Annotated in this window: 21 protein-coding genes and 1 tRNA gene; 8 read left to right on the forward strand and 14 right to left on the reverse strand. The window is 71.8% G+C overall.

Going from position 1 to position 22,723, the window contains the following annotated elements:
• Positions 1-67: 67 nt before the first annotated feature.
• The 3 genes from coaD to recG form a co-directional block, all read right to left on the reverse strand.
• Positions 68-547, reverse strand: coding sequence for a pantetheine-phosphate adenylyltransferase (gene coaD, locus P8T65_RS12985; RefSeq protein WP_184903734.1), 480 nt, complete (start codon positions 545-547; stop codon positions 68-70).
• 26 nt (positions 548-573) lie between these two features.
• Positions 574-1,200, reverse strand: coding sequence for a 16S rRNA (guanine(966)-N(2))-methyltransferase RsmD (gene rsmD, locus P8T65_RS12990; protein ID WP_268270170.1), 627 nt, complete (start codon positions 1,198-1,200; stop codon positions 574-576).
• Positions 1,201-1,354: 154 nt separating this feature from the next.
• A complete protein-coding gene (gene recG / locus P8T65_RS12995) occupies positions 1,355-3,568 on the reverse strand; it encodes an ATP-dependent DNA helicase RecG (protein WP_316725578.1) in 2,214 nt (737 codons plus the stop codon).
• A gap of 192 nt (positions 3,569-3,760) precedes the next feature.
• On the opposite strand from recG, the gene P8T65_RS13000 reads away from it, so the two are divergent.
• Entirely contained in the window at positions 3,761-5,656 is a 1,896-nt protein-coding gene (locus tag P8T65_RS13000; RefSeq protein WP_316725579.1) for an HSP90 family protein, read from the forward strand.
• Positions 5,657-5,673: 17 nt separating this feature from the next.
• On the forward strand, positions 5,674-8,610 hold the full coding sequence (locus P8T65_RS13005; protein ID WP_316731569.1) for a tetratricopeptide repeat protein: 2,937 nt from the start codon (positions 5,674-5,676) through the stop codon (positions 8,608-8,610).
• Positions 8,611-8,811: 201 nt separating this feature from the next.
• Here the strand turns inward: P8T65_RS13005 and P8T65_RS13010 are convergent, their stop codons facing one another.
• Positions 8,812-10,539 carry a DAK2 domain-containing protein gene (locus P8T65_RS13010; protein ID WP_316725581.1) on the reverse strand — a complete coding sequence of 576 codons (1,728 nt, stop codon included), beginning with the start codon at positions 10,537-10,539 and terminating at the stop codon, positions 8,812-8,814.
• Between the two features lie 246 nt (positions 10,540-10,785).
• Between P8T65_RS13010 and rpmB the strand changes: the two genes are divergently transcribed.
• Positions 10,786-10,971 carry a 50S ribosomal protein L28 gene (rpmB, locus tag P8T65_RS13015; protein ID WP_003993230.1) on the forward strand — a complete coding sequence of 62 codons (186 nt, stop codon included), beginning with the start codon at positions 10,786-10,788 and terminating at the stop codon, positions 10,969-10,971.
• A gap of 94 nt (positions 10,972-11,065) precedes the next feature.
• Here the strand turns inward: rpmB and thiD are convergent, their stop codons facing one another.
• Both thiD and P8T65_RS13025 read right to left on the reverse strand, forming a co-directional pair.
• On the reverse strand, positions 11,066-11,875 hold the full coding sequence (gene thiD / locus P8T65_RS13020) for a bifunctional hydroxymethylpyrimidine kinase/phosphomethylpyrimidine kinase (protein ID WP_316725596.1): 810 nt from the start codon (positions 11,873-11,875) through the stop codon (positions 11,066-11,068).
• Positions 11,872-12,837, reverse strand: coding sequence for a thiamine-phosphate kinase (locus tag P8T65_RS13025; protein ID WP_316725597.1), 966 nt, complete (start codon positions 12,835-12,837; stop codon positions 11,872-11,874). The genes thiD and P8T65_RS13025 overlap by 4 nt, the downstream gene beginning before the upstream one ends.
• Positions 12,838-13,064: 227 nt before the next feature.
• On the opposite strand from P8T65_RS13025, the gene P8T65_RS13030 reads away from it, so the two are divergent.
• Both P8T65_RS13030 and P8T65_RS13035 read left to right on the forward strand, forming a co-directional pair.
• On the forward strand, positions 13,065-13,298 hold the full coding sequence (locus P8T65_RS13030) for an Lrp/AsnC family transcriptional regulator (RefSeq protein WP_033526900.1): 234 nt from the start codon (positions 13,065-13,067) through the stop codon (positions 13,296-13,298).
• Between the two features lie 20 nt (positions 13,299-13,318).
• Positions 13,319-13,840: a DUF3515 domain-containing protein gene (locus P8T65_RS13035; RefSeq protein ID WP_316725599.1), complete on the forward strand. Its 522-nt coding sequence runs from the start codon at positions 13,319-13,321 to the stop codon at positions 13,838-13,840.
• A gap of 109 nt (positions 13,841-13,949) precedes the next feature.
• On the opposite strand, the gene P8T65_RS13040 is transcribed toward P8T65_RS13035, so the two are convergent.
• From P8T65_RS13040 to P8T65_RS13050, 3 genes are read right to left on the reverse strand one after another with little or no spacing between them, the layout of a single operon-like run.
• Complete coding sequence (locus tag P8T65_RS13040; RefSeq protein ID WP_316725601.1) at positions 13,950-15,107, reverse strand: D-alanine--D-alanine ligase family protein; 1,158 nt, start codon at positions 15,105-15,107, stop codon at positions 13,950-13,952.
• A 59-nt stretch (positions 15,108-15,166) separates the two neighbouring features.
• Positions 15,167-16,177, reverse strand: coding sequence for an NAD(P)H-dependent glycerol-3-phosphate dehydrogenase (locus P8T65_RS13045; RefSeq protein ID WP_184899790.1), 1,011 nt, complete (start codon positions 16,175-16,177; stop codon positions 15,167-15,169).
• A complete protein-coding gene (locus P8T65_RS13050; protein WP_230220703.1) occupies positions 16,174-16,989 on the reverse strand; it encodes a 1-acyl-sn-glycerol-3-phosphate acyltransferase in 816 nt (271 codons plus the stop codon). Before P8T65_RS13050 ends, P8T65_RS13045 begins: the two co-directional genes overlap by 4 nt.
• A gap of 165 nt (positions 16,990-17,154) precedes the next feature.
• On the opposite strand from P8T65_RS13050, the gene cofC reads away from it, so the two are divergent.
• Positions 17,155-17,805, forward strand: coding sequence for a 2-phospho-L-lactate guanylyltransferase (gene cofC, locus P8T65_RS13055; protein WP_316725604.1), 651 nt, complete (start codon positions 17,155-17,157; stop codon positions 17,803-17,805).
• A gap of 9 nt (positions 17,806-17,814) precedes the next feature.
• Positions 17,815-18,018 carry a hypothetical protein gene (locus P8T65_RS13060; protein ID WP_184899785.1) on the forward strand — a complete coding sequence of 68 codons (204 nt, stop codon included), beginning with the start codon at positions 17,815-17,817 and terminating at the stop codon, positions 18,016-18,018.
• A 200-nt stretch (positions 18,019-18,218) separates the two neighbouring features.
• On the opposite strand, the gene P8T65_RS13065 is transcribed toward P8T65_RS13060, so the two are convergent.
• The 4 genes from P8T65_RS13065 to leuC form a co-directional block, all read right to left on the reverse strand.
• Positions 18,219-18,872, reverse strand: coding sequence for an HU family DNA-binding protein (locus tag P8T65_RS13065; RefSeq protein ID WP_316725606.1), 654 nt, complete (start codon positions 18,870-18,872; stop codon positions 18,219-18,221).
• 139 nt (positions 18,873-19,011) lie between these two features.
• A complete protein-coding gene (locus P8T65_RS13070) occupies positions 19,012-19,242 on the reverse strand; it encodes a hypothetical protein (protein WP_184899781.1) in 231 nt (76 codons plus the stop codon).
• Between the two features lie 287 nt (positions 19,243-19,529).
• Complete coding sequence (gene leuD, locus P8T65_RS13075) at positions 19,530-20,123, reverse strand: 3-isopropylmalate dehydratase small subunit (RefSeq protein ID WP_184899779.1); 594 nt, start codon at positions 20,121-20,123, stop codon at positions 19,530-19,532.
• Between the two features lie 6 nt (positions 20,124-20,129).
• Positions 20,130-21,560 carry a 3-isopropylmalate dehydratase large subunit gene (leuC, locus tag P8T65_RS13080; RefSeq protein ID WP_217179710.1) on the reverse strand — a complete coding sequence of 477 codons (1,431 nt, stop codon included), beginning with the start codon at positions 21,558-21,560 and terminating at the stop codon, positions 20,130-20,132.
• A gap of 198 nt (positions 21,561-21,758) precedes the next feature.
• Here leuC and ndgR point away from each other — a divergent pair, with 198 nt between their 5' ends.
• On the forward strand, positions 21,759-22,475 hold the full coding sequence (gene ndgR / locus P8T65_RS13085; protein WP_020270051.1) for an IclR family transcriptional regulator NdgR: 717 nt from the start codon (positions 21,759-21,761) through the stop codon (positions 22,473-22,475).
• 167 nt (positions 22,476-22,642) lie between these two features.
• On the opposite strand, the gene P8T65_RS13090 is transcribed toward ndgR, so the two are convergent.
• A tRNA-Glu gene (locus P8T65_RS13090) sits at positions 22,643-22,715 on the reverse strand.
• Positions 22,716-22,723 lie beyond the last annotated feature (8 nt).

Here is a 22,723-nt window from a genome sequence, read left to right on the forward strand (position 1 = left end):
AGCTGTGTTGGAGACGGTCGGGTCGACTGTACGGCCAGCGGGGGACGTTCGTCCGCTCAGTCCCGCTTCAGTCCCGCTTCAGTCGCTCGGCCAGCGCTTCGAGGACCAGCGGGGGCACCAGGTGGGAGACGTCGCCGCCCCAGGTCGCGACCTCCTTGACCAGGGAGGACGACAGGAAGCTGTAGGTGGGGTTGGTGGGGACGAAGAGGGTTTCCACGCCCGACAGGCCGATGTTCATCTGGGCCATCTGCAGTTCGTAGTCGAAGTCGCTGACCGCGCGCAGGCCCTTGACGATGGCCGGGATGTCGCGCTGCTTGCAGAAGTCGACGAGCAGTCCGTGGAAGGCCTCCACCCGTACGTTCGCGTACTCGGCGGTGACCTGGCGGATCAGCTCGATCCGCTCCTCGACCTCGAAGAGGCCCTTCTTGGACTTGTTGATCATCACCGCGACGTAGATCTCGTCGTACAGCTTGGAGGCGCGGCCAATGATGTCGAGGTGTCCGTTGGTGATGGGGTCGAACGACCCGGGACAGACGGCACGGCGCACTTGAGGTCCCTCGCTCTCCGGTCCGGTCATCGTGCGTCTTCGCACGTAGAGGCGGCGCGACCGTACCAAAACGTTCCCTCGCCGTAGCGACGGGCCCTGATGGCTTCGAAACCGGTCGGCCAGGCGAATTCACCGCCTCTGGTGCTGCGCTCCACGGTGACGAGGGCTTCGTCGCCGAGCCAGCCCCCGGTACGGAGTGTGAGCAGGATCTCCCGAAGATCGTCGTCCGAGACGGCGTACGGGGGGTCCAGGAAGACGAGGTCGTACGGCTCGTCCGGCGCCGGGCCCTGGATGATCTGCTCGGCTTTGCCCGATCTCACCTCGGCGCCGGGGAGGCCGAGCGATCTGACGTTGTCGCGGACGGTTTTCGCGGCGCGGGCGTCGGCCTCCACGAGCAGGGTGTGGGCCGCGCCTCTGGAGAGTGCCTCCAGGCCCACGGCACCGGAGCCGGCGTACAGGTCCAGGACCCGTTCGCCGTCCAGGGGGCCGCCGAGGAGGGACTGCCAGGTGGAGAAGAGGCCCTCGCGGGCGCGGTCGGAGGTGGGGCGGGTGCCGTTGCCCGGCGGGACGGCGAGGCGGCGTCCGCCGGCGGCGCCGGCGATCACGCGGGTCATCTTGGGTCCTTGGTGAGGAGGAGGCGACTGTGGGTCCAGTCTGGCAGTCGGAGGGGAGGGGCGCGTTCTGCCGTGGGCGGCTGCGGGACGGCGGCGGGTTCGCCTGGTGGGGTGCCTGCCGAGCGGCGTAAGCCACCGCGGGTCCCTCGTGGTTGCTCGCGCAGTTCCCGCGCCCCTTCGGGAGCGCTGCAGCTCAGCCCTTGTCCAAGTACTGCTCCCGCTCCTCGTCCAGGAGGGCGTCCAGGGCTGTGCGCAGCGCCGGGAGGTGCTCCAGGTCCGGGTCGGCCGCGACCACCGCCGCCGCTTCCTCCCTCGCCTCCGCGATGATCTCCTCGTCGTCGATGACGGTCAGCATGCGGAGGCTGGTGCGGGCGCCGGACTGGGCCTGGCCGAGGACATCGCCCTCGCGGCGTTGTTCGAGGTCGATGCGGGAGAGTTCGAAGCCGTCGAGGGTGGAGGCGACGGCGCCCAGGCGCTGGCGGGCGGCGCTGGCCTCGGGCATCTCGGTGACCAGGAGGCAGAGGCCGGCGGCGGAGCCCCGGCCCACCCGGCCGCGGAGCTGGTGGAGCTGGGAGACGCCGAAGCGGTCGGCGTCCATGATCACCATGGCGGTGGCGTTCGGGACGTTCACACCGACCTCGATGACCGTGGTGGCGACCAGGACCTGGGTCTCACCGGCGGCGAAGCGGCGCATGACCGCGTCCTTGTCGTCGGGGTGCATCCGGCCGTGCAGGACCTCGACCTTCAGGCCCTGGAGGGGGCCCTTGGCGAGCTGGTCGGCCACGTCGAGGACGGCGAGGGGCGGGCGTTTCTCGGCCTCGCCCTCCGGGGACATCCCGGCCTTCTTCGGGTCGCCGGGTTCGTCGACGTCGTCGCCGATGCGCGGGCAGACGACGTACGCCTGGTGGCCGTTCGCCACCTCCTCGCGGACGCGTTCCCAGGTGCGGGCGAGGAAGTGGGGCTTGTCGGCGGCCGGCACGACATGGCTGGCGATGGGTGAGCGGCCGGCGGGCAGCTGGTCCAGGACCGAGGTCTCCAGGTCGCCGAAGACGGTCATGGCGACCGTGCGCGGGATGGGGGTGGCCGTCATGACGAGGAGGTGGGGCGGCTGTTTGCCCTTGCCGCGCAGGGCGTCGCGCTGTTCGACGCCGAAGCGGTGCTGCTCGTCCACCACGACCAGGCCCAGGTCGTGGAACTGGACCTTGTCCTCGATCAGCGCGTGCGTGCCGATGACGATCCCGGCCTCGCCGGTGACCAGGTCGAGCAGCGCCTGCCGACGGCCGGCAGCGCCCATCGAGCCGGTGAGCAGGACGACCTTGGTGGCGTGCTCGGCGCCGCCCAGCATTCCGCCCTCGGCCAGCTCCCCCATCATCTCGGTCACCGACCGGTGGTGCTGCTGGGCGAGCACCTCGGTGGGCGCGAGCATGGCCGCCTGCCCGCCCGCGTCGACGACGGCGAGCATGGCGCGCAGGGCCACCAAGGTCTTTCCGCTGCCCACCTCGCCCTGGAGCAACCGGTGCATCGGGTGTTCGGTGGCCAGGTCGTCGAAGATCTCCCTGGAGACCTTCTGCTGGCCCTCGGTGAGGGTGAAGGGGAGGCGGGCGTCGAACGCGGTGAGGAGCCCTTCGGGGGCGGGGCGGCGGGCGACGGCGGGCAGCTGGGTGTCGGCGTGGCGGCGGCGGGCCAGGGCGACCTGGAGGACGAAGGCCTCGTCCCATTTGAGGCGGTCCCGGGCGGACTCGATGTCGGCCTTGGTGTGCGGACGGTGGATCTTCAGGAGGGCTTCGGGGAGGTTGGCCAGGCCCCGGCCCTCGCGCAGGGAGTCGGGGAGGGGATCCACGGCCTCCTGGGCGCTCGGCAGCACGGTCTGGACGGCCTTGGCGATCTTCCAGGACTCCAGCTTGGCGGTGGCCGGGTAGATCGGGATGAGGGCGCCGGCCCAGGTGTCGACGGTCTCCGTGACGTCGTCGCCGCGCAGCAGTTCGTAGGCCGGGTGGGCCAGTTGGAGGCGGCGGTTGAAGACGGAGACCTTGCCGGCGAAGAGGGCGCGGGTGCCGGGGAGGAGATCCTTGTGGGGTTTGTGCACGCCGTTGCCGAAGAAGACGAGCTGGAGGCGGCCGCTGCCGTCGGTGATGGTGACTTCGAGGCGCTGCCCCTTGCCCCGGGGGGCCTTGGCGGAGGCGAAGCTGTGCAGGCGGGCGTCGGCGACCTGGGCGACCACCGTGACGTGCTCGTCCATCGGCAGGTCGGCGAGGTGGGTGAGCTGGCCGCGCTCCTCGTATCTGCGGGGGTAGTGGTGCAGCAGATCGCCGACGGTGTGCAGGCCGAGGTGCTCGGCCATCACCTTCGCGGTGGCGGCGCCGAGCGTGTTCTTGAGCGGTTCTTCGAGCGCGGGCACGAGATCCATTGCACACCACGCCACTGACAATCCCGTATACGTCCTTGAAATCCGCTGGTCAGGCGGGTCGTTCGCGCCTAGGATGACGCACTCCCGGGGCCCAGCAGTCAGGCCCTGCCGCCGCCGTCCGCGGTCACCGTCCGACGGGACCGCCCGACCCCGCCGCCGTCGCCAGAATCCCTTCCCACCGGCGCTGCGACGATGGATTCAATGACCTCACAGTCATCCCAGGCACCCCAGACTCCTCAGGCGCCCCAGTCGCCTCACACGTTCCAGGTCGATCTGCGTGGCCTGGTGGATCTGCTCTCGCACCACCTGTACTCCAGTCCGAAGGTCTATCTGCGCGAACTGCTGCAGAACGCGGTGGACGCGATCACCGCGCGCCGCGCCGAGCAGCCCGACGCGCCCGCCCGGGTACGGCTGTTCGCCGAGGCCGGCACGCTGCGGGTGGAGGACTCGGGCATCGGGCTCACCGAGACCGATGTGCACAACCTGCTCGCCACGATCGGCCGCAGCTCCAAGCGGGACGACGGAGGCATCCAGGAGGTCCGCTCGGACTTCCTGGGACAGTTCGGCATCGGACTGCTCGCCTGCTTCGTGGTGGCCGAGCGCATCCGGGTGGTCAGCCGCAGCGCCCGTACGCCGGACGCGCCACCCGTGGAGTGGACGGCCGCCGACGACGGCTCGTACACCGTGCGGACACTGCCCGACGAGGCGCGCCCCGAACCGGGTACGACCGTGCATCTGGTCGCACGGCCCGGGGCCGCCGAATGGCTCTCCCCCGCGCGTGTGCTGACACTGGCGCGGGACTTCGGGTCGCTGCTGCCGTACGACGTACGGGTGGGCGAGGAGGCGGTCACCGATCTGCCGGCGCCCTGGGACCGGGCGTACGCCTCCCCGGCCGGCCGGCGGGTGGCCCTGGCCCGGCACTGTCACGCCCTGTTCGGGTTCACGCCGCTGGACTCGATCGAGCTGGACGTGCCGCTGGCCGGGATCCGGGGCGTCGCGTACGTCCTGCCGACCGCCGTCAGCCCGGCGCAGCGGGCGAGCCACCGGGTGCATCTGAAGGGCATGCTGCTCACCGAGCGGGCCGAACAGCTGCTGCCGGACTGGGCGTTCTTCGTGCGCTGTGTCCTCGACACGGACAGCCTGCGGCCCACGGCGTCGCGGGAGTCGTTGTACGAGGACGAGACGCTGGCGGCCGTGCGGGAGGCGCTCGGCGAGCGGATCCGGGGCTGGCTCACGGGGCTCGCCGCGGGTGATCCGGAGCGGCTGGCGGCGTTCCTGTCGGTGCACTACCTGGGCGTGAAGTCGCTGGCGCGGCACGACAGGGAGATGCTGCGCACCATGCTGCCGTGGCTGCCCTTCGAGACCACCGACGGGCGGCTGTCGCTGGAGGAGTTCGCGCAGCGGCACCCGGTGGTGCACTTCACGCGGACGGTCGAGGAGTACCGGCAGGTCGCGCCGATCGCGTCCGCGCAGGGCGTCGGGGTGGTCAACGGCGGCTACACGTACGACAGCGAGCTGGTCGAGGCGCTGCCGTCCGTGCGTCCGGGGACGGTGGTCGCCGAGCTGGACGCCGACACGGTGACCGCGCACCTGGACGTGCCGGACCCGGACGAGGAGCTGGCGCTGGCGGGCTTCCTGTCGGCCGCGCGGGCGAAGCTCGACCCCCTGGGCTGCGACGTGGTGCTGCGAGCCTTCCATCCGCTCTCGGTGCCCGCGCTGCACCTGGACGACCGGTCCTCCCGGCACGAGCAGGCACGGGCGGAGGCGGAGGAGCAGGCCGACGATCTGTGGGCGGGCATCCTGGGTTCGCTGCGGGGCAGCGCGCCGCGTGCGCGGCTGGTGCTCAACCATCTCAACCCGCTGGTCCGGCGGATCAGTTCGCTGACCGACCGGGAGCTGATCGGTACGGCCACGGAGTCCCTGTACGGGCAGGCCCTGCTGATGGCCCAGCGGCCGCTCAGACCCGCCGACTCGGCGCTCCTGAACCGCGCCTTCATCGGCCTCCTGGAGTGGGCCACGCACACCGATCCGGGGGCCGGTCCGGGCAACGGGTCCGGTCCGGGCTTCGGGGAGGGTGGTCGCCGGTGACCGACCTCGTGGACTCCATGGACTTCGACGAACTCCGCCGGGCCATGGCGGAGAACCACGAGCAGCCGGAGGGCCCGGCGCGCAACGCGCGCGCGGAGCGGCTGCTCGCCGAGGCCGAGAAGCTGAACGAGCCGCTCGCCGTGATCGAGGCGCTCGGGCACCAGCTGAAGGTCTACAACTACAGCTCCGAGAAAGCCAAGATGTTCGTCCCCTTCGCGCGCCTGCTGCGCATGTGGGACGAACGGCCGGAGGACTTCGACGAGTACGAGATCCACTCCCTGCACTGGGTGTTCAAGTGGATGTCGGCCGGCATGCTGAACCAGCCGCACATTCCGCTGGCCTCCATCGAGAAGTGGCTCGGCGAGATGGAGCACCGCTACCGGCTCGCCGGGCACTCGGAACGGGCCGTGCGCAGCGCCGAGTTCAGTGTGGCCGCGCACATCGGTGACCTGGAGCGGGCCGAGCGGGCGTACGGGGCGTGGCTGGCCGCCGACCGGGACACGATGGCCGACTGCCACGCCTGCGAGCTGCACGGGCAGGGCTGGTGGCGGGCGCGGCGCCGGGAGGACGCCGAGGCGCTGGAGCTGTGGGCGCCGGTCCTGGAGGGCGAGTACACCTGCGCCCACGAGCCGCACACCGTCCTCGCGTCCTCGCTGGTGCCGCTGCTGCGCCTGGGGCGCCCGGACGAGGCGCGGGCCCACCATCTGCGGGGTTTCCGGATGGTGCGGGCCATGGAGAGCATGCGGGGCGCGTACGCGGACCATGTGGAGTTCTGCGCCCTGACCGGCAACGAGGCGCGCGGCCTGGAGCTGCTGGCCGAGCGTCCGGCGTACTTCACCGATTCCGGCGACCCGCGCAGCAAGCTCGACTACCTGAGCGTGGTGGCCCTGCTCATGGACCGCCTCACCGCGCGCGGGCTGGGCGAGCAGAGCGTCCCCGGTCCCGCCGGCCGGGAGTGGACCGCCCGCGAACTGGCCTCGCACGCGCGCGAGGAGGCCTTCGCGCTGGCCGCGCTCTTCGACGCGCGCAACGGCACGGCGTACGTCAGCACGCACGTTCGGGAGCGGATGGACCGGCGCCCCCTGCTGGATCGGCTGCCGCTGGGCGTGCGCGCGAAGCGGACCGCCGTGACCGTGCCCGCGCCCCGGCAGCCCGCCGCCGGGGAGAACACGGAGACCGCCGCCGCTCCCCAGGGCCTGCCCGCGCTCCTCGCCGAGGCGCGGCGGCTCTCGGCGTCCCTGCACCCCGGTTCCGTCGAGGCCTGGGCCGCCGTGGCGCGGGCCGCCGACACCGAGGGCGCGGAGCTGGACGCCTGGGACCGCGCGGAGATCGTGGACCACGAGGCGATCGGCCTCGGGCCGGAGGGCCGCCCTCTCTTCGAACGCGCGGCCGACATGTACGAGGCGGCGGGCGACCCCGGCGAGGCACTGGCGGCACGCGCGCGTGCCGCGAACGTCCACGCCCTCACGGGCCAGGTGGACGCCGCCGTGGAGCTGATGGTCGAGCCGTACGAGCGGATCCTCGCCCTCTGGTCGGCCGGCGGGACAGGCGCGCCGCAGACGGCCTCCGTGCTGGTCGGGCGGGCACGGATACTCGTGCAGCGGACGCACGAGTCCGAGGAGGCCGACGCGGTGGCCCTGGCCGAGGAGGCCGTGCGGGAGCTGGCGGACTTCGTCGAGCCGCGCCGCGCGGAGGACGTACGGCTGGCCTCGCGGGCCGCGGAGGCGCGGGGCATGCTCGGGGAACTGGCCGCGCGCGGCGGTGACGCCGAGACGGCCGCCGAACTGTTCGCGGAGGCCGCGGAACGGTACGTGGCAGCGGGGCTGCCGTGGTTCGCGGTGCAGTACGAGGCGCGGCTCGCCGGGGTGGCGCACCACCTGGGGGACCTGGCGACCGCGGAGCGGGCGGCCCGGGCGGCGTTGGAGCACGGCGGGTCCGAGCTGGAGCTGGTGGGCCACGCCCAGCTGCGCCTCCAGCTGGCCGAGTTGTTGGGCTCCGGTGAACGGGTCGAGGAGGCCGCCGAGCAGGCCCTGGAGGCGGCGCACTGGGCCGACGAGGCGGGCGAGGGTCCGACGCTCGGCTCCTGGGCCCGGCACCTGCTCGGCGGGTTCCTGCTGCGGCTGGGGCGGTGGGCGGAGGCGGCCGAGGTGCTGGAGTCGGCGCTCCCCGACCTCACGGCCGAGACCCACGGGGACGGGGCGGTCGCGCAGACCTTGTGGTGGCTCGGGGACTGCCACACCGAGCTGGGCGAGCACCGCGAGGCGGCGGAACGCTGGCTGCGGGCCGCCGACATCGCCCGGCACTGGCCCGAGCAGCGCGACCACGCCATGCTCGCCCATCTCGCCGCCGAGGCGCTGGCGCGCGCGGGGCTGTCCGCCGACGCCGACCGGGCGTACGCACGCGCGGTCGACCTCTGGGGCGAGCTGGGCAACGTCCACGGGTACGTGCGGGCGCTGCGGGCGCGGGCGTGGTACGCGGCGCGGGAGAGCGGTGAGGCTCCCGGGCCCGCGGACCTGGACGAGGCCCGGGAGCTGATGGGGGACGCGGTGGCGGGCTGCGAGGCGGCCCTGTCCGACGTGACCGGGGAGGAGAACCGGCGGCGGATCTTCGCGGAGCTCGGCGAGACCTACCGGCAGTTCGGCGACCTGCTCGCCCGGTCCGTGGCCGAGGACGCGGAACTCGCCTCGTTCGGGCCGGTCTTCGAGGAGGCGTTGGGGTTCGTCGAGCGGGCGGTGTCGGTGTACGGGTCGTTGGGGCCGGACTTCGTCGACGCGCGTACCGCCGCGGAGCTGGCGGCGGGGTGGTTGGAGGTGGACCTTCGGCGGGGTGCTGCGGCGGCCGCGCGGGCCCGGGAGGTGTTGTCCGTGTTCGCGGACGGGAGTGACGGCGAGGAGACGGTGGTGGCTCGGCGGGTGGAGGCGGGGCGGCTGCTGGAGGCGACGGAGCGGGGCTGAGTGGCCGGGGGCGCCTCCGATGTCCTTCGCCCCCGCCGCCCCTACCCGTCCCTCCCCCACTCTCGGCTTCGCCCCTTCGACCCCGCTCGCTTGTCGGTCGTCCGTGGCCTGGTGGGGCTTCTCGCGCAGTTCCCCGCGCCCCTATTAGGGGCGCGGGGAACTGCGCGAACGGGGTCCGGGGCGGCGGGGGCGAAGGAGTCGCTACTCCACTCCGATCAGCAGCAACGCCCCCTGCCGCCCACCCCGGTACACCACCGTGTCCACCGCCAGATACCCCTCACGCACCCTGGCCTCCACGTGCTCCACGACCTCCGCGGGCGCCTCGTCCCCCAGGACCAGCGTGACCATCTCACCACCCGCCGCCAGCATCCGGTCGACCACCGCCGCCGCGGTCACCGTCACGTCGGAGCCGATGACGGCGACATCCCCGTCGACGAGACCGAGGACATCACCGGCCTGACAGATGCCCGCCATGGTCCAGGACTCACGCTCGGCGATGACGACCTCGGCGTACCGGGTGGCACCGGCGGCGGAGGTCATGGAGACGACGTCCTCGTCGAAGCGCCGGTCGGGCTCGTGGACGGCGAGGGCGGCGATGCCCTGGACGGCCGAGCGGGTGGGGATGAGGGCGACCCGGACACCCTCGGCGCGGGCCTGCTCGGCGGCGGCCGCCGCAGTGTGCCGCAGATCCGCGTCGTTGGGCAGCAGCACCACCTCACGCGCGTGGGCACGTCGTACGGCCTCCACCAGCTCGCCGCTGGCGGGCGGCTCCCCGGGCCGGGCCAGCACCGTGGTCGCGCCGGCCTCGGCGTAGAGCCCGGCCAGCCCCTCCCCCGGCACGACGGCCACCACGGCCCGCTGGGCGCGCTCGCGCGGCTGCCGCCCGGCCTCGCCGGTCATGTGGGCGTCCTCGGCCCCGAAGTGGGTGATCCGGATCCGGTACGGCCGCCCGGCCTCGACCCCGGCCTCCACGGCCGCCCCCGCGTCGTCGACGTGCACATGGACGTTCCACAGCCCGTCGCCGCCGACCACGACGAGGGAGTCCCCGAGCTCGTCCAGGCACCGCCGCAGTCGGGCCACCGCCGCGTCCTCCGCCTCCAGGAGGTAGATCACCTCGAAGGCCGGGCCGCCCGCCTCGGGCCGGTCGTCCCCGTCGCAGACCTCCGCCACGGCTTCGGCGACGGCCACGCGCGCGTGCACAGCGGGCACGGCCACCGCCCTCGGCGCCTCCCCCGTGAACGTCTCCACCAGCGCCGCCAGCACCGCCACCAGGCCCCGTCCGCCCGCGTCCACGACGCCGGCGCGGGCCAGGGCGGCCAGCTGGGCGGGGGTCGCCGCCAGGGCCCGGCCGGCGCCCTCGTAGGCGGCACGGGCGACGGTCCCGCAGTCGTCCTCGGCGTCGCCGGCCGCGTCGGCGGCGGCGGAGGCTACCGTGAGCACCGTGCCCTCGACCGGGTGCGCGACGGCGTCCCGGGCGGAGTCGGCGGCGTGCCGCAGGGCGAGCCGCAGCCCCCGGCCGTCGGTGCGGGGCGCCTCGCCGTCGTCGGCGAGGACCTGGGCCATGCCCCGCAGAAGCTGGGCGAGGATCGTCCCGGAGTTCCCCCGGGCACCGATGAGCGCGCCGTGCGCCATGGCCCGCGCGGCCTCGGCGAGTGTGGGCTGCCCCGCTCCGGCGGACGGGCCCCCTCCGGCGTACCGCCCTTCCCCGACGGGCGGACCCGCCGTCTCGTGGCCCGCGAACACCGCCTCGACGGCCCCGGCGGCCGACTCCATCGTCAGGTACAGGTTGGTGCCGGTGTCGCCGTCGGCCACCGGGTACACGTTGATCGCGTCGATCTCCTCGCGCGCGCGTCCCAGCGCCGCCAGCGCGAGTCCGCACCAGGTGCGCACCGCGAGAGCATCGAAGAATGTCTGCGGCACCTGCGGCACCTGCGCCTCCTTGAGCTGCTGGGATGGACGCAGAGTAGACCTTGGAGGGGTGTCCGCCGGAAGGGGGCGGGGCAGTGCTCCTGAGCAGCCATGGTAGTTTCGTTGTACTGGCGCAGTCGTTGTATGCTGCTCCGGTTGCCCGATCCACATCGGGCCATTCCCCTGGCAACGCCACTCAGATCTCTGATCTCGATCCCGGCCTGCCGGGATCATCCGTAAGTGCATCTGAAGTCTTTGGAGTGACCCGTGGCTGCCAACTGCGACGTCTGCGGCAAGGGGCCGGGCTTCGGCAACAACATCTCGCACTCGCACCGCCGTACGTCCCGTCGCTGGAACCCGAACATCCAGCGCGTCCGTACCGTGGTCGGCGGGACGCCGAAGCGCGTGAACGCCTGCACCTCGTGCATCAAGGCCGGCAAGGTCTCGCGCTGACGCACAGCTAAGCGCGCGGCCACTGCTGGTTCGCTGCATCGAGCCGGTCCACCTGGAGTGGACCGGCTTTTTGCTGTCCCTGACACACCGCGGATCAAGCCGGCCGAGCGCCCCGCCCGAGGGCCCACCCGTGGTCCACCGGTCCGATCCCCCCGCCGAGCGCGAACCCGGCGGCGATCGCCCCCGTGACGTACTCCTTGGCGGCCAGGGCGGCCTCCGGCACGGTCCGTCCCAGGGCGAGGTGGGAGGCGATCGCGGACGCGAGGGTGCAGCCCGTGCCGTGGGTGTGCCGGTTGTCGTACCTGGGGGCCCGCAGCCAGTGCTCCTCGGAGCCGTCGGTGAGCAGATCGACGGCTTCCCCGGGGAGGTGGCCGCCCTTGATCAGGGCCCAGCGCGGCCCGTACGCCAGCACGGCCTCGGCCGCCTCGCGCATACCGGCCTCCGACTCGACCGTGACCCCGGTGAGTTGGGTCACCTCGTCGAGGTTCGGCGTCGCCACGGTGGCCACCGGCAGCAGCCGGGTCCGTACGGAGTCCAGCGCGGAGGCGGCCAGCAGCGGGTCGCCGTGCTTGGAGACGCCCACCGGGTCGACGACGACCGGCGCGTCCGTGGCGGCCAGCAAATCGGCGACGGTCTCGACGAGTTCGGCGGAGGCGAGCATGCCGGTCTTGACGGCCTGGACGCCGATGTCGTCGACGACACTGCGGTACTGCGCGCGCACCGCCTCCACCGGCAGTTCCCAAGCGCCCCGCACACCGAGGGAGTTCTGCGCGGTGACCGCCGTGACGACGCTCATGCCGTGCACCCCGAGCGCGAGCATCGTCTTCAGATCGGCCTGGATCCCCGCCCCGCCCCCGGAGTCGGACCCGGCCACCGTCAGGACCCGCGGGGGAGCCGGACTCATGACTCGATGTCCCCGAAGTGGTCCCAGCCGCCCTTGCTGGTCCAGGGCGCCCCGTCCACGGTGACCTGCGGCAACGCGGAGGGGTTGAGCACCTCGCCGATCACCTTCCACCGCGCGGGCAGCTTCACGTCCTGCGGGAAGGTGGCCACGATCGCGTGGTCCTCGCCGCCGGTGAGCACCCACTGGAGGGGGTCGACGCCGACGGCCTGACCGATGTCGTGCATCTGGGTGGGGATGTCGATCGCACCGGAGCGGATGTCGATCCGGCACTTGCTCGCCTCGGCGATGTGTCCCAGGTCCGCGATCAGCCCGTCACTGACGTCGCACATCGCGGTCGCGCCGAGGGCGGCCGCGGCGGGGCCCGCGTGGTACGGCGGCTCGGGGCGCCGGTGGGCCTCCACGAAGGCGCGCGGCGAGCGGAAGCCCCGGGAGAGCACCGCGTGCCCGGCGGCGGACCAGCCGAGCCAGCCGGTGACGGCCACGACGTCGCCGGGCTGGGCGCCCGCCCTGGTCACCGGCTCGTGGTTGCGCAGATCACCGAGCGCGGTGATCGAGATCATGATGGTGTCACCGCGGACGACGTCACCGCCGACCACGGCAGCTCCGGCCACCTGGCACTCGTCACGCAGGCCGTCCATCAGCTCGGTGGCCCAGGTCACCGGCAGGTCGACGGGCGCGACCAGGCCGAGCAGCAGCGCGGTGGGCACGGCACCCATGGCGGCGATGTCCGCGAGGTTCTGCGCGGCGGCCTTGCGCCCCACGTCGTAGGCCGTGGACCAGTCGCGCCGGAAGTGCCGCCCCTCCAGGAGGATGTCGGTGCTCGCCACGACCCTGCGGTCCGGCGCCGCCACCACGGCGGCGTCGTCGCCGGGGCCGACCCGGACCGCCGGGGTGGTGGTGAGCCGGGAGGTGAGCTCCCTGATGAGCCCGAACTCCCCCAGCTCTCCCACGGTGCCCTTCATCGTCGTATCGCCCCTTCTTGTGCCGCTTCCAGTGTCACAGGCGCCCGGTCGCGGGCCGTTCTCGTCCTCGGTACGGTCGAGTGGACCGTCAACTTCCGTCGTCCCCGCACCCCGGTGCGTGCGGCGCGGCCCCCCGGGGTCTCCCCCTGGCGCTCGGCGACGCGATACCGTGGCGTTCCTTTTCCCGACATGATCCACATGATCCTCGTGGCCGCCCTGGAGGTTCCGTGGTACAGGCGTACATCCTGATCCAGACGGAGGTCGGCAAAGCGTCGACCGTCGCCGACACGATCAGCAAGCTCCCTGGGGTCATCCAGGCCGAGGACGTGACGGGCCCGTACGACGTCATCGTGCGCGCCCAGGCCGACACCGTCGACGACCTCGGCCGGCTGGTGGTCGCGAAGGTCCAGCAAGTGGACGGGATCACCCGTACCCTGACCTGCCCGGTCGTTCACCTGTAGCCCCCGTCTACCCTTGCCCGGTGAACTCGTTGCGTCACCGGGGCCCCGCTCGTCGCGGGCTGCCCGTCCTGGCTGTTTCGTTGATCGCCGTCGCGGGCTGCTCCTCAGCAGACGACAGCGGCTCGGCGGCGGTTCCCAGCCCGGGGGCCGCCGCCACGAAACTGTGCCGGAACCTGGACGAGGTGTTGCCGCGGACGGTGGACGGTCTCGGCCGCCGGGATCCTCAGCCCGCCTCCTCGCTGACGGCGGGCTGGGGCGACGCGGTGATCATACTGCGCTGTGGGGTGCCCCGGCCGCCCAAGATGGTCGACCCAGGGGTGGCGGAGGGACGGGACGCCGACGCGGTCGCCGGGGCCGTCGACGGGGTGGACTGGCTGATGGAGAAGCGGGACGGGGGCGCCTACCGCTTCACCACGGCCAATCGCTCCGTGTATGTGGAGGTGTCGGTGACCGCGGATCGGGCCAGGGACGACACCTCGCCGATCCTGGTGGGGCTGGCGCCCGCCATCAAGAAGGCGGTTCCTGAAGGGGTTGCCTCCTGAGGGGGTGCCTCAGGAGGCCGTCTGGAGGCTGCGACGCCGTCGTGGCTGGTCGCGCCCACGCGGCGGAGCCGCACATCGACACAGCCCCGCGCCCCTTGTGGGGCTCGGGTCAGCGCAGGCCCGTCGACCTGTGCAGCGCCGCCTGGATCAGGCGGTCCACCAGCTCGCCGTACTCCACCCCGCTCGCCTTCCACATCGCGGGGTACATCGAGATCGGTGTGAAGCCGGGGAGCGTGTTGATCTCGTTGATGACGAAGTCGCCCTCCTCCGTGAGGAAGAAGTCGGCGCGCACCAGACCCTCGCAGGAGGCGGCCTCGAAGGCGTCGACCGCGAGCTGCTGGACCTCGGCGGTCTCCTCCGGGGTCAGCGGGGCCGGGACGATGCCCGGGGTCGAGTCGATGTACTTCGCCTCGAAGTCGTAGTAGGCGTGGGCCTCGGGCGGCGGGATCTCGGCGGGGACGGAGGCGCGCGGGCCGTCCTCGAACTCCAGGACGCCGCACTCGATCTCCCGGCCGCGCAGGGCCGCCTCGACCAGGATCTTCGGGTCGTGGCGCTGGGCCTCGGCAATGGCCTCGTCGAGGCCGACGATGTCGTCGACCTTGGTGATGCCGATGGAGGAGCCCGCGCGGGCGGGCTTCACGAAGAGGGGCCAGCCGTGCTCACCGGCGAGATCGATGATCTTCTTGCGGGCGGCCGACTCGTCGAGCTGCCACTCGCGCGGCCTGATCACCACGTACGGGCCGACCTTGAGCCCGAAGGAGGTGAACACCCTCTTCATGTACTCCTTGTCCTGGCCGACGGCCGAGGCGAGGACGCCCGAGCCGACGTACGGGACGCCGGAGAGTTCCAGAAGGCCCTGGAGGGTGCCGTCCTCGCCGTACGGGCCGTGCAGGACGGGGAAGACGACATCGACCTCGCCGAGGGCCTTGGGCACCGAACCGGGCTCGCTGTAGACGACTTCGCGGTTGGCGGGGTCGACGGGCAGGATCACGCCGCCCTCCCGGGACTCGGCGAGCTCCTCGACGCTCGGCGTACGGCGGTCGGTGATCGCCATCCGCTCCGGTTCGTCGGCGGTGAGCGCCCAACGGCCGTCCCGCGTGATGCCGATCGGCAGGACGTCGTACTTCGTCCGGTCGATGGCTCGCAGTACGGCGCCGGCCGTGACCACGGAGATCCCGTGTTCCGAGCTGCGGCCGCCGAAGACGACGGCCACGCGCGGCTTGCGGGACGGCTGCTCAGGGCTCTGGGGGAGGTTCTCGCTGCTCATATCGCGACGAGAGTACCCGGTGGTAGGGCGCGAGTCAGTGCCCGAACGGTCGCTTTCGCTCAGCGTCGCTCCGGCTTGGCGCTGCGCGACATCATTTCCTTGAGGGCGACGACCGGCGGCTTGCCGTCGTGGACGATGTCGACGACCGTCTCGGTGATGGGCATGTCGACACCGTGCCGGCGGGCCAAGTCCAGCACGGACTCACAGGACTTGACGCCCTCGGCGGTCTGCTTGGTGACCGCGATGGTCTCCTGGAGGGTCATGCCCTTGCCGAGGTTGGTGCCGAAGGTGTGGTTGCGGGAAAGCGGCGAGGAACAGGTCGCCACCAGATCGCCGAGGCCCGCGAGTCCGGAGAAGGTGAGCGGGTCGGCGCCCATCGCGAGACCGAGCCGGGTCGTCTCCGCGAGACCGCGGGTGATGAGCGATCCCTTGGCGTTGTCGCCGAGGCCCATGCCGTCCGCGATGCCGACGGCGAGACCGATGACGTTCTTCACCGCGCCGCCCAGCTCGCAGCCGACGACGTCGGTGTTGGTGTACGGGCGGAAGTACGGCGTGTGGCAGGCGGTCTGGAGCCTCTGGGCGACCGCCTCGTCGGTGCAGGCGACCACGGAGGCGGCCGGCATGCGGGAGGCGATCTCCCGTGCCAGGTTGGGCCCGGAGACGACGGCGACGCGGTCCTGACCCACCTTGGCGACGTCCTCGATCACCTCGCTCATCCGCATGGCGGAACCGAGTTCGACGCCTTTCATCAGCGAGACGAGGACCGTGCCGGGGGCCAGCAGGGGCACCCATTCGGCGAGGTTGGCGCGCAGGGTCTGGGAGGGGATGGACAGGATCGTGAAATCGGCGTCGGCGGCGGCCTCGGCCGGGTCCGTGGTGGCCCGCACGTTCTGCGGGAGTTCCAGGCCCGGCAGGTAGTCGGTGTTGGTCCGAGTGGAGTTGATCGCGTCCGCGACCTCCGGACGGCGCGCCCACAGGGTGACCTCGCACCCGGCGTCGGCGAGCACCGTACCGAAGGCCGTACCCCATGAACCGGCGCTGAACACGGCCGCCTTGACCGGCTTGCTCACTTGCCCTGCCCCTCTTCCTGATGTTCCTGGGCCCGCTGGACCGGGCTGTGCTGTTGCCGCTTCCCATTGTCGAGCACAGCCCGGGCGCTCCTGCGCCGCTGCTCGATCCGCTCCCGCTTGGGGTCGTACGGCGTCGCGGGGGCCTTCTCGCCGCGGATCTCCTCCAGCTGGTGGGTGATGGCGGCCATGATGACCTCCGTCGCGTCCCTCAGCAGGTCGGGGCTCATCTCCCGGCCGTAGAAGCGCGAGAGGTCCACGGGCGGGCCCGCGAGGACGTGGTGGGTCTTGCGCGGCAGGAGGTTCGGCTTCTTCGCGTACGGCGGCAGCAGTTCGTTGGCGCCCCACTGGGCGACGGGGATCACCGGGCACCTGGTCTGCAGGGCGACCCGCGCCGCACCGGTCTTGCCGGTCATCGGCCAGCCGTCCGGGTCGCGGGTGAGGGTGCCCTCGGGGTAGAAGGCGACGCACTCGCCGCGCTCCACGGCGTCGATCGCGGCCCGGAACGCGCTCAGCGCGTCGGTGCTCTCGCGATAGACGGGGATCTGACCGGTGCCGCGCATGACGGCGCCGATGAATCCCTTGCCGAAGAGACCGCTCTTCGCGAGAAATCGCGGAACCCGGCCGCTGTTGTACTGATAATGGGCGTACGCAAAGGGATCGACATGCGAATTGTGGTTCACGGCAGTGATAAATCCACCCTCGGCCGGAATGTTCTCCATTCCACGCCAGTCCCGCTTGATCAGCACCACCAGGGGTGGTTTGGCGATCACCGCGGCGAGGCGGTACCAGAAGCCGATTCTCCGGCGGGGCACGCGGACACCTTCCTCTAGGACTTCCCAGGGCCTGCTCCGGGGGCCCGGAGCCGCACAAGTGTCGCCCCGGGCTGCCGGTCTGTCGAGAACACCGTACGCCCCGCCCTGCGGCCGTCCATTGCGCCCAGGTGACAATGGCCGCGACAAGAGAGGGACGGAACGCCCGTGCAGTGGACCCTGGTCGTACCCCTGAAGCCCCTGGCGCGGGCCAAGAGCAGGCTCTCGGACACCGCCGACGACGGGGTGCGCCCCGGTCTGGCCCTCGCCTTCGCGCAGGACACGGTGGCAGCGGCCCTGGCCGCCGCGGCGGTCCGGAGTGTGGTGGTGGTCACGGACGACCCGCTGGCCGCGCGCGAGCTGGCGGCCCTGGGCGCCCGCACCGTCCCCGAGGATCCGCACGAGGGCTCCGGGGACGGCCTGAACGCCGCTCTGCGGCACGCGGCGGCCGTCGTGCGCGGTGTACGCCCGCAAAGCCCTGTGGTGGCGCTGAACGCGGATCTGCCCGCTCTGCGCTCCGGGGAATTGACCCGCGTACTGAACGCGGCCGCCGAATTCCCCCGCGCTTTTCTCCCCGATGCCGCGGGCACCGGTACGACCCTGCTCGCCGCGACCCCCGGCCATGACCTCTCCCCCGCCTTCGGCCCCGACTCCCGTCGACGCCACCGCCGCTCCGGTGCCGTGGAACTCGCTCTCGCCGACGTCGACTCCGTACGCCAGGACGTCGACACCGGGGACGACCTGCGCGCCGCCCTCGGCCTCGGCGTGGGCCCCCGTACGGCCGCGGCGGCCGCGCGCCTGCTGATCCCCGGCCAGTAGGCTGCGGCCATGCAGGCCACCGCGTACACCTACGACCCCGCCACCCGCAGCGGCCAGGTCCTTCTCGACGACGGCACCCCGCTCCCCTTCGACACCCCGGCCTTCGACGCGGGCGCCCTGCGCCTGCTGCGCCCGGGCCAGCGCGTCAGGATCGAGACGGAGGGCGAGGCGGAGAGCCTGCGCATCACCTTGATCACCTTGCAGACCTTCTGAACAGACTCGCACCAAGCCGCGCCCCAAAGGGCGCGGGGAACTGCGCTAGCAACCACACCAGCCGCACCCGCCCGCGAACAAGTCCCCCACGGCGAACAGGCGCCTCTGCCCTTCCTCCCTGCTCTGCCCCAGAACACGCCGCGGGCCGGGCTCCCCATTCAGGAACCCGGCCCGGCGCGTGTGTGTGAGTACCCGGCGCCCTAGGCCTGACGCGCGGCCGTCTTCTTCGCGGTCGTCTTGCGAGCCGTCGACTTCTTGGCCGGCGCCTTCTTCGCGGTGGCCTTCTTGGCCGGGGCCTTCTTCGCCGCGGTCTTCTTCGCCGCCGCCGCCGTCGTCTTGGCGGTCGTCTTCTTCGCCGCCGCCGTCTTCGTGGTGGCCTTCTTGGCGGTTGCCTTCTTCGCCGTGGTCTTCTTCGCGGCGGCCGTCGTCTTCTTGGCGGCGGCCGTGGTCTTGCGGGCGGTGGTCTTCTTGGCGGTGGTCTTCTTCGCCGCCGCCTTCTTGACCGTCGCCGAAGCCCCACCGCTCAGGCTGCCCTTGGGCGCCTTCTTGACCGCGACCTCGCCACCACGGGGAAGCTTCTTCGACCCGCTCACCAGGTCCTTGAAGCCCTGACCCGCGCGGAAACGCGGCACGGAGGTCTTCTTGACCCGAACCCGCTCACCCGTCTGCGGGTTGCGGGCGTAACGGGCAGGCCGGTCGACCTTCTCGAACGAACCGAAGCCGGTGACCGACACCCGGTCCCCGCCGACGACCGCGCGGACGATGGCGTCCAGAACGGCGTCGACCGCGTCGGCGGCCTGCTGACGCCCGCCGACCTTGTCCGCAATCGCTTCTACGAGCTGCGCCTTGTTCACGTCTTCCCCTTCGGAGACATCGCCCGAACGATAGTGTTCAAGCTTTTTCGCACGTTAGGCAGATATATACCGCAAATCAAACACGAAACGGGCTTATCACCCTTGTGCCGCAACGAACTCGGACGGTCATGGAGTTCCTTCAGCGTTCCTCCGCGGGCATTCGCCCAGCGTCGAGGTCCGTCGTGAAGCTCTCCAGACGCCTTGCCGCGTCGGCGAGATCGTGCTTGGCCACGGCCGTAATGACCAGCAGCTTCCGGGTCAGCGCCATGCGTACGCCCTCCGGGACTTGCAGTGCGCGCACCCTTGCGTGCGCTTCCTTGAGTTGGCTCGCGACCGCCGCATAGAGCTCGAGTTGGCCGTCGTGTTCCATGCACAGATTGTGCCATCTGGGGCGAGTTGTCGCCTGCGCAGGGGGCAACTGCCGTCTCCCCGGGGCCCCCGGAGCACCCCGGGCAGATGCCTCACCATGATGCGCGTACCCCGGCAATCACCTTTGTAACTAGGGGAGTTGAAACCTTTCTGCAGATGACTTCGAAGGTGCCCGGACCCGGACATGCAGGTACCCCCAACCGTGCCCGATTGGGGGTACCTGAGGGTGTCGCGGTGGCTGGAATCCGCCTTGCGCGGCCCGCCCGAGGGATGGGTCCGCGCTGTGGATCAGACCTTCAGCGTCCTCGGCTTGTAGGAGGGGCGCTTGGCCTCGTACGCGGCGATGTCGGCCTCGTTCTGGAGGGTGATGGAGATGTCGTCGAGCCCGTTCAGCAGCCGCCAGCGGGAGTTCTCGTCCAGCTCGAAGGAGGCGGTGATGCCCTCGGCGCGCACCTCGCGGGCCTCGAGATCGACGGTGATCTCAGCCTCGGGGTCGTTCTCCGTGAGCTGCTGCAGCGCGTCCACGATCTTCTGCTCCAGGACGACCGTGAGCAGGCCGTTCTTGAGCGAGTTGCCGCGGAAGATGTCGGCGAAGCGGGAGGAGATGACGGCCTTGAAGCCGTAGTTCTGCAGCGCCCACACCGCGTGCTCACGGGAGGAGCCGGTGCCGAAGTCGGGGCCGGCGACCAGGACGGTGGCGCCGCGTCGCTCGGGCTGGTTGAGGATGAACGTCTCGTCCTTGCGCCAGGCCTCGAACAGCCCGTCCTCGAAGCCGTCCCTGGTCACCTTCTTGAGCCAGTGGGCGGGGATGATCTGGTCGGTGTCGACGTTGCTGCGGCGCAGCGGGACGGCCCGGCCGGTGTGCGTGGTGAATGCTTCCATGGCTGTTCAGACTCCAGCGGGCGCGGGGGTGTCGACGTCGGTCAGGTCCGCGGGGGACGCCAGGTGCCCCAGGACGGCGGTCGCGGCGGCGACCTGCGGCGAGACCAGGTGGGTACGGCCGCCCTTGCCCTGCCTGCCCTCGAAGTTGCGGTTGGAGGTGGACGCGGAGCGCTCACCGGGGGCCAGCTGGTCGGGGTTCATGCCCAGGCACATCGAGCAGCCCGCGTGCCGCCACTCGGCGCCGGCCTCCTTGAAGACCACGTCCAGGCCCTCGGAGACGGCCTGCAGACCGACCCGCGCGGAGCCGGGGACGACCAGCATCCGTACGCCGTCGGCGACTTTGCGGCCCTTGACCAGCTCGGCGGCGGCGCGCAGGTCCTCGATGCGGCCGTTGGTGCACGAACCTACGAAGACGGTGTCCACCTTGATGGAGCGCAGCGGCTGGCCGGCCTCCAACCCCATGTACTCCAGGGCCTTTTCGGCGGCGAGGCGCTCCGAAGCGTCCTCGTACGAAGCCGGGTCGGGGACGGACGCCGAAAGCGGCGCGCCCTGGCCGGGGTTGGTGCCCCAGGTGACGAACGGCGACAGGGAGGCGCCGTCGATGATCACCTCGGCGTCGAACTCGGCGTCCTCGTCCGTCTTCAGCGTCTTCCAGTACGCGACGGCCGCGTCCCAGTCCTCGCCCTCGGGGGCGTGCGGACGGCCCTTGAGGTAGTCGAAGGTCGTCTGGTCGGGAGCGATCATGCCCGCACGGGCACCGGCCTCGATCGACATGTTGCAGATGGTCATGCGGGCCTCCATCGAGAGCTTCTCGATGGCGGGGCCCCGGTACTCCAGGACATAGCCCTGGCCGCCGCCCGTACCGATCTTGGCGATGATCGCCAGGATCAGGTCCTTGGCGGTGACGCCCTCGGCCAGCTCACCCTCGACCGTGATCGCCATGGTCTTGGGGCGGACCAGCGGCAGCGTCTGCGTGGCCAGCACATGCTCCACCTGGGAGGTGCCGATACCGAACGCCAGACCGCCGAAGGCGCCGTGCGTCGAGGTGTGGGAGTCGCCGCAGACGACCGTCATACCGGGCTGGGTCAGACCCAGCTGCGGGCCGACGACGTGCACGACGCCCTGCTCGACGTCGCCCAGCGGGTGCAGACGCACACCGAACTCGGCGGCGTTCGCGCGCAGCGTCTCCAGCTGGACACGGGAGACCGGGTCCGCGATGGGCTTGTCGATGTCGAGGGTGGGAGTGTTGTGGTCCTCGGTCGCGATGGTCAGGTCGAGCCGGCGAACCTTCCGCCCGCTCTTGCGGAGACCGTCGAAGGCCTGGGGGCTGGTCACCTCGTGCAGCAGGTGCAAGTCGATGAAGAGGAGGTCGGGCTCGCCCTCGGCGCGCCGGACGACATGGTCGTCCCAGACCTTCTCCGCGAGTGTCCTACCCATCGCTTTCCCTCCGGCCGACGCGCCTGCGCGCCGGCCCAACTAGAGATATCGGAGGTGGCGAGCGCGCGTATCCCCTCGTGGCGCGCGCCGGCCGCCGGGCTCGTCGGTCCGCGAGCCGTTGTTGTTCTGCTTCCAGAGTGGCAAGGTCCACGCGAAATTGAACTTGCGTTTCACAGAGTGAGACGCAAGTATCGTTGCATGGACAACAGTAGCGGCGTCGGCGTTCTGGACAAGGCGGCCCTGGTCCTGAGCGCCCTGGAGTCCGGTCCGGCCACCCTCGCGGGTCTGGTCGGCGCCACCGGACTCGCACGACCCACGGCCCACCGCCTGGCCGTGGCTCTGGAACACCACCGCATGGTGGCACGCGACATGCAGGGCCGTTTCATCCTCGGCCCCAGGCTGGCCGAGCTGGCCGCGGCCGCCGGCGAGGACCGCCTCCTCGCGACAGCGGGCCCGGTGCTCACCCATCTACGGGACGTGACGGGCGAGAGCGCGCAGCTCTACCGCCGCCAGGGCGACATGCGCATCTGCGTCGCCGCGGCGGAGCGCCTGTCCGGCCTGCGAGACACGGTCCCGGTCGGTTCGACCCTGACGATGAAGGCCGGCTCCTCGGCGCAGATCCTGATGGCCTGGGAGGAGCCCGAGCGCCTGCACCGCGGCCTCCAGGGCGCCCGCTTCACCGCCACCGCCCTCTCGGGCGTACGGCGCCGGGGCTGGGCCCAGTCCATCGGCGAGCGCGAGCCGGGCGTGGCCTCGGTCTCCGCCCCCGTGCGCGGGCCGTCGAACCGTGTGGTCGCCGCGGTCTCCGTCTCCGGTCCCATCGAGCGCCTCACCCGCCATCCCGGCCGTATGCACGCCCAGGCGGTGATCGACGCCGCGGGTCGCCTCTCGGAGGCCCTGCGCCGCACAGGCTGATCCCTCGAAGCTCCCGACCGACCACGAAGAAGGCCTGCCTCAACGCCGCGGCAGGCCTCTTCTCGTACGCGCGACCTCTGGGCCGTCGACGTCGAACTCCTTTCCCCGTACGGCGAGTTGACGCACGAAGAAGGCCCTCCACCGAAGTGGAGGGCCTTCCTGAAACGTACCCCCGACCGGATTCGAACCGGCGCTACCGCCTTGAGAGGGCGGCGTGCTAGGCCGCTACACAACGGGGGCATGGATCC

Origin of the sequence: Streptomyces sp. 11x1, assembly GCF_032598905.1 — a bacterium.
GTDB lineage: Bacteria > Actinomycetota > Actinomycetes > Streptomycetales > Streptomycetaceae > Streptomyces.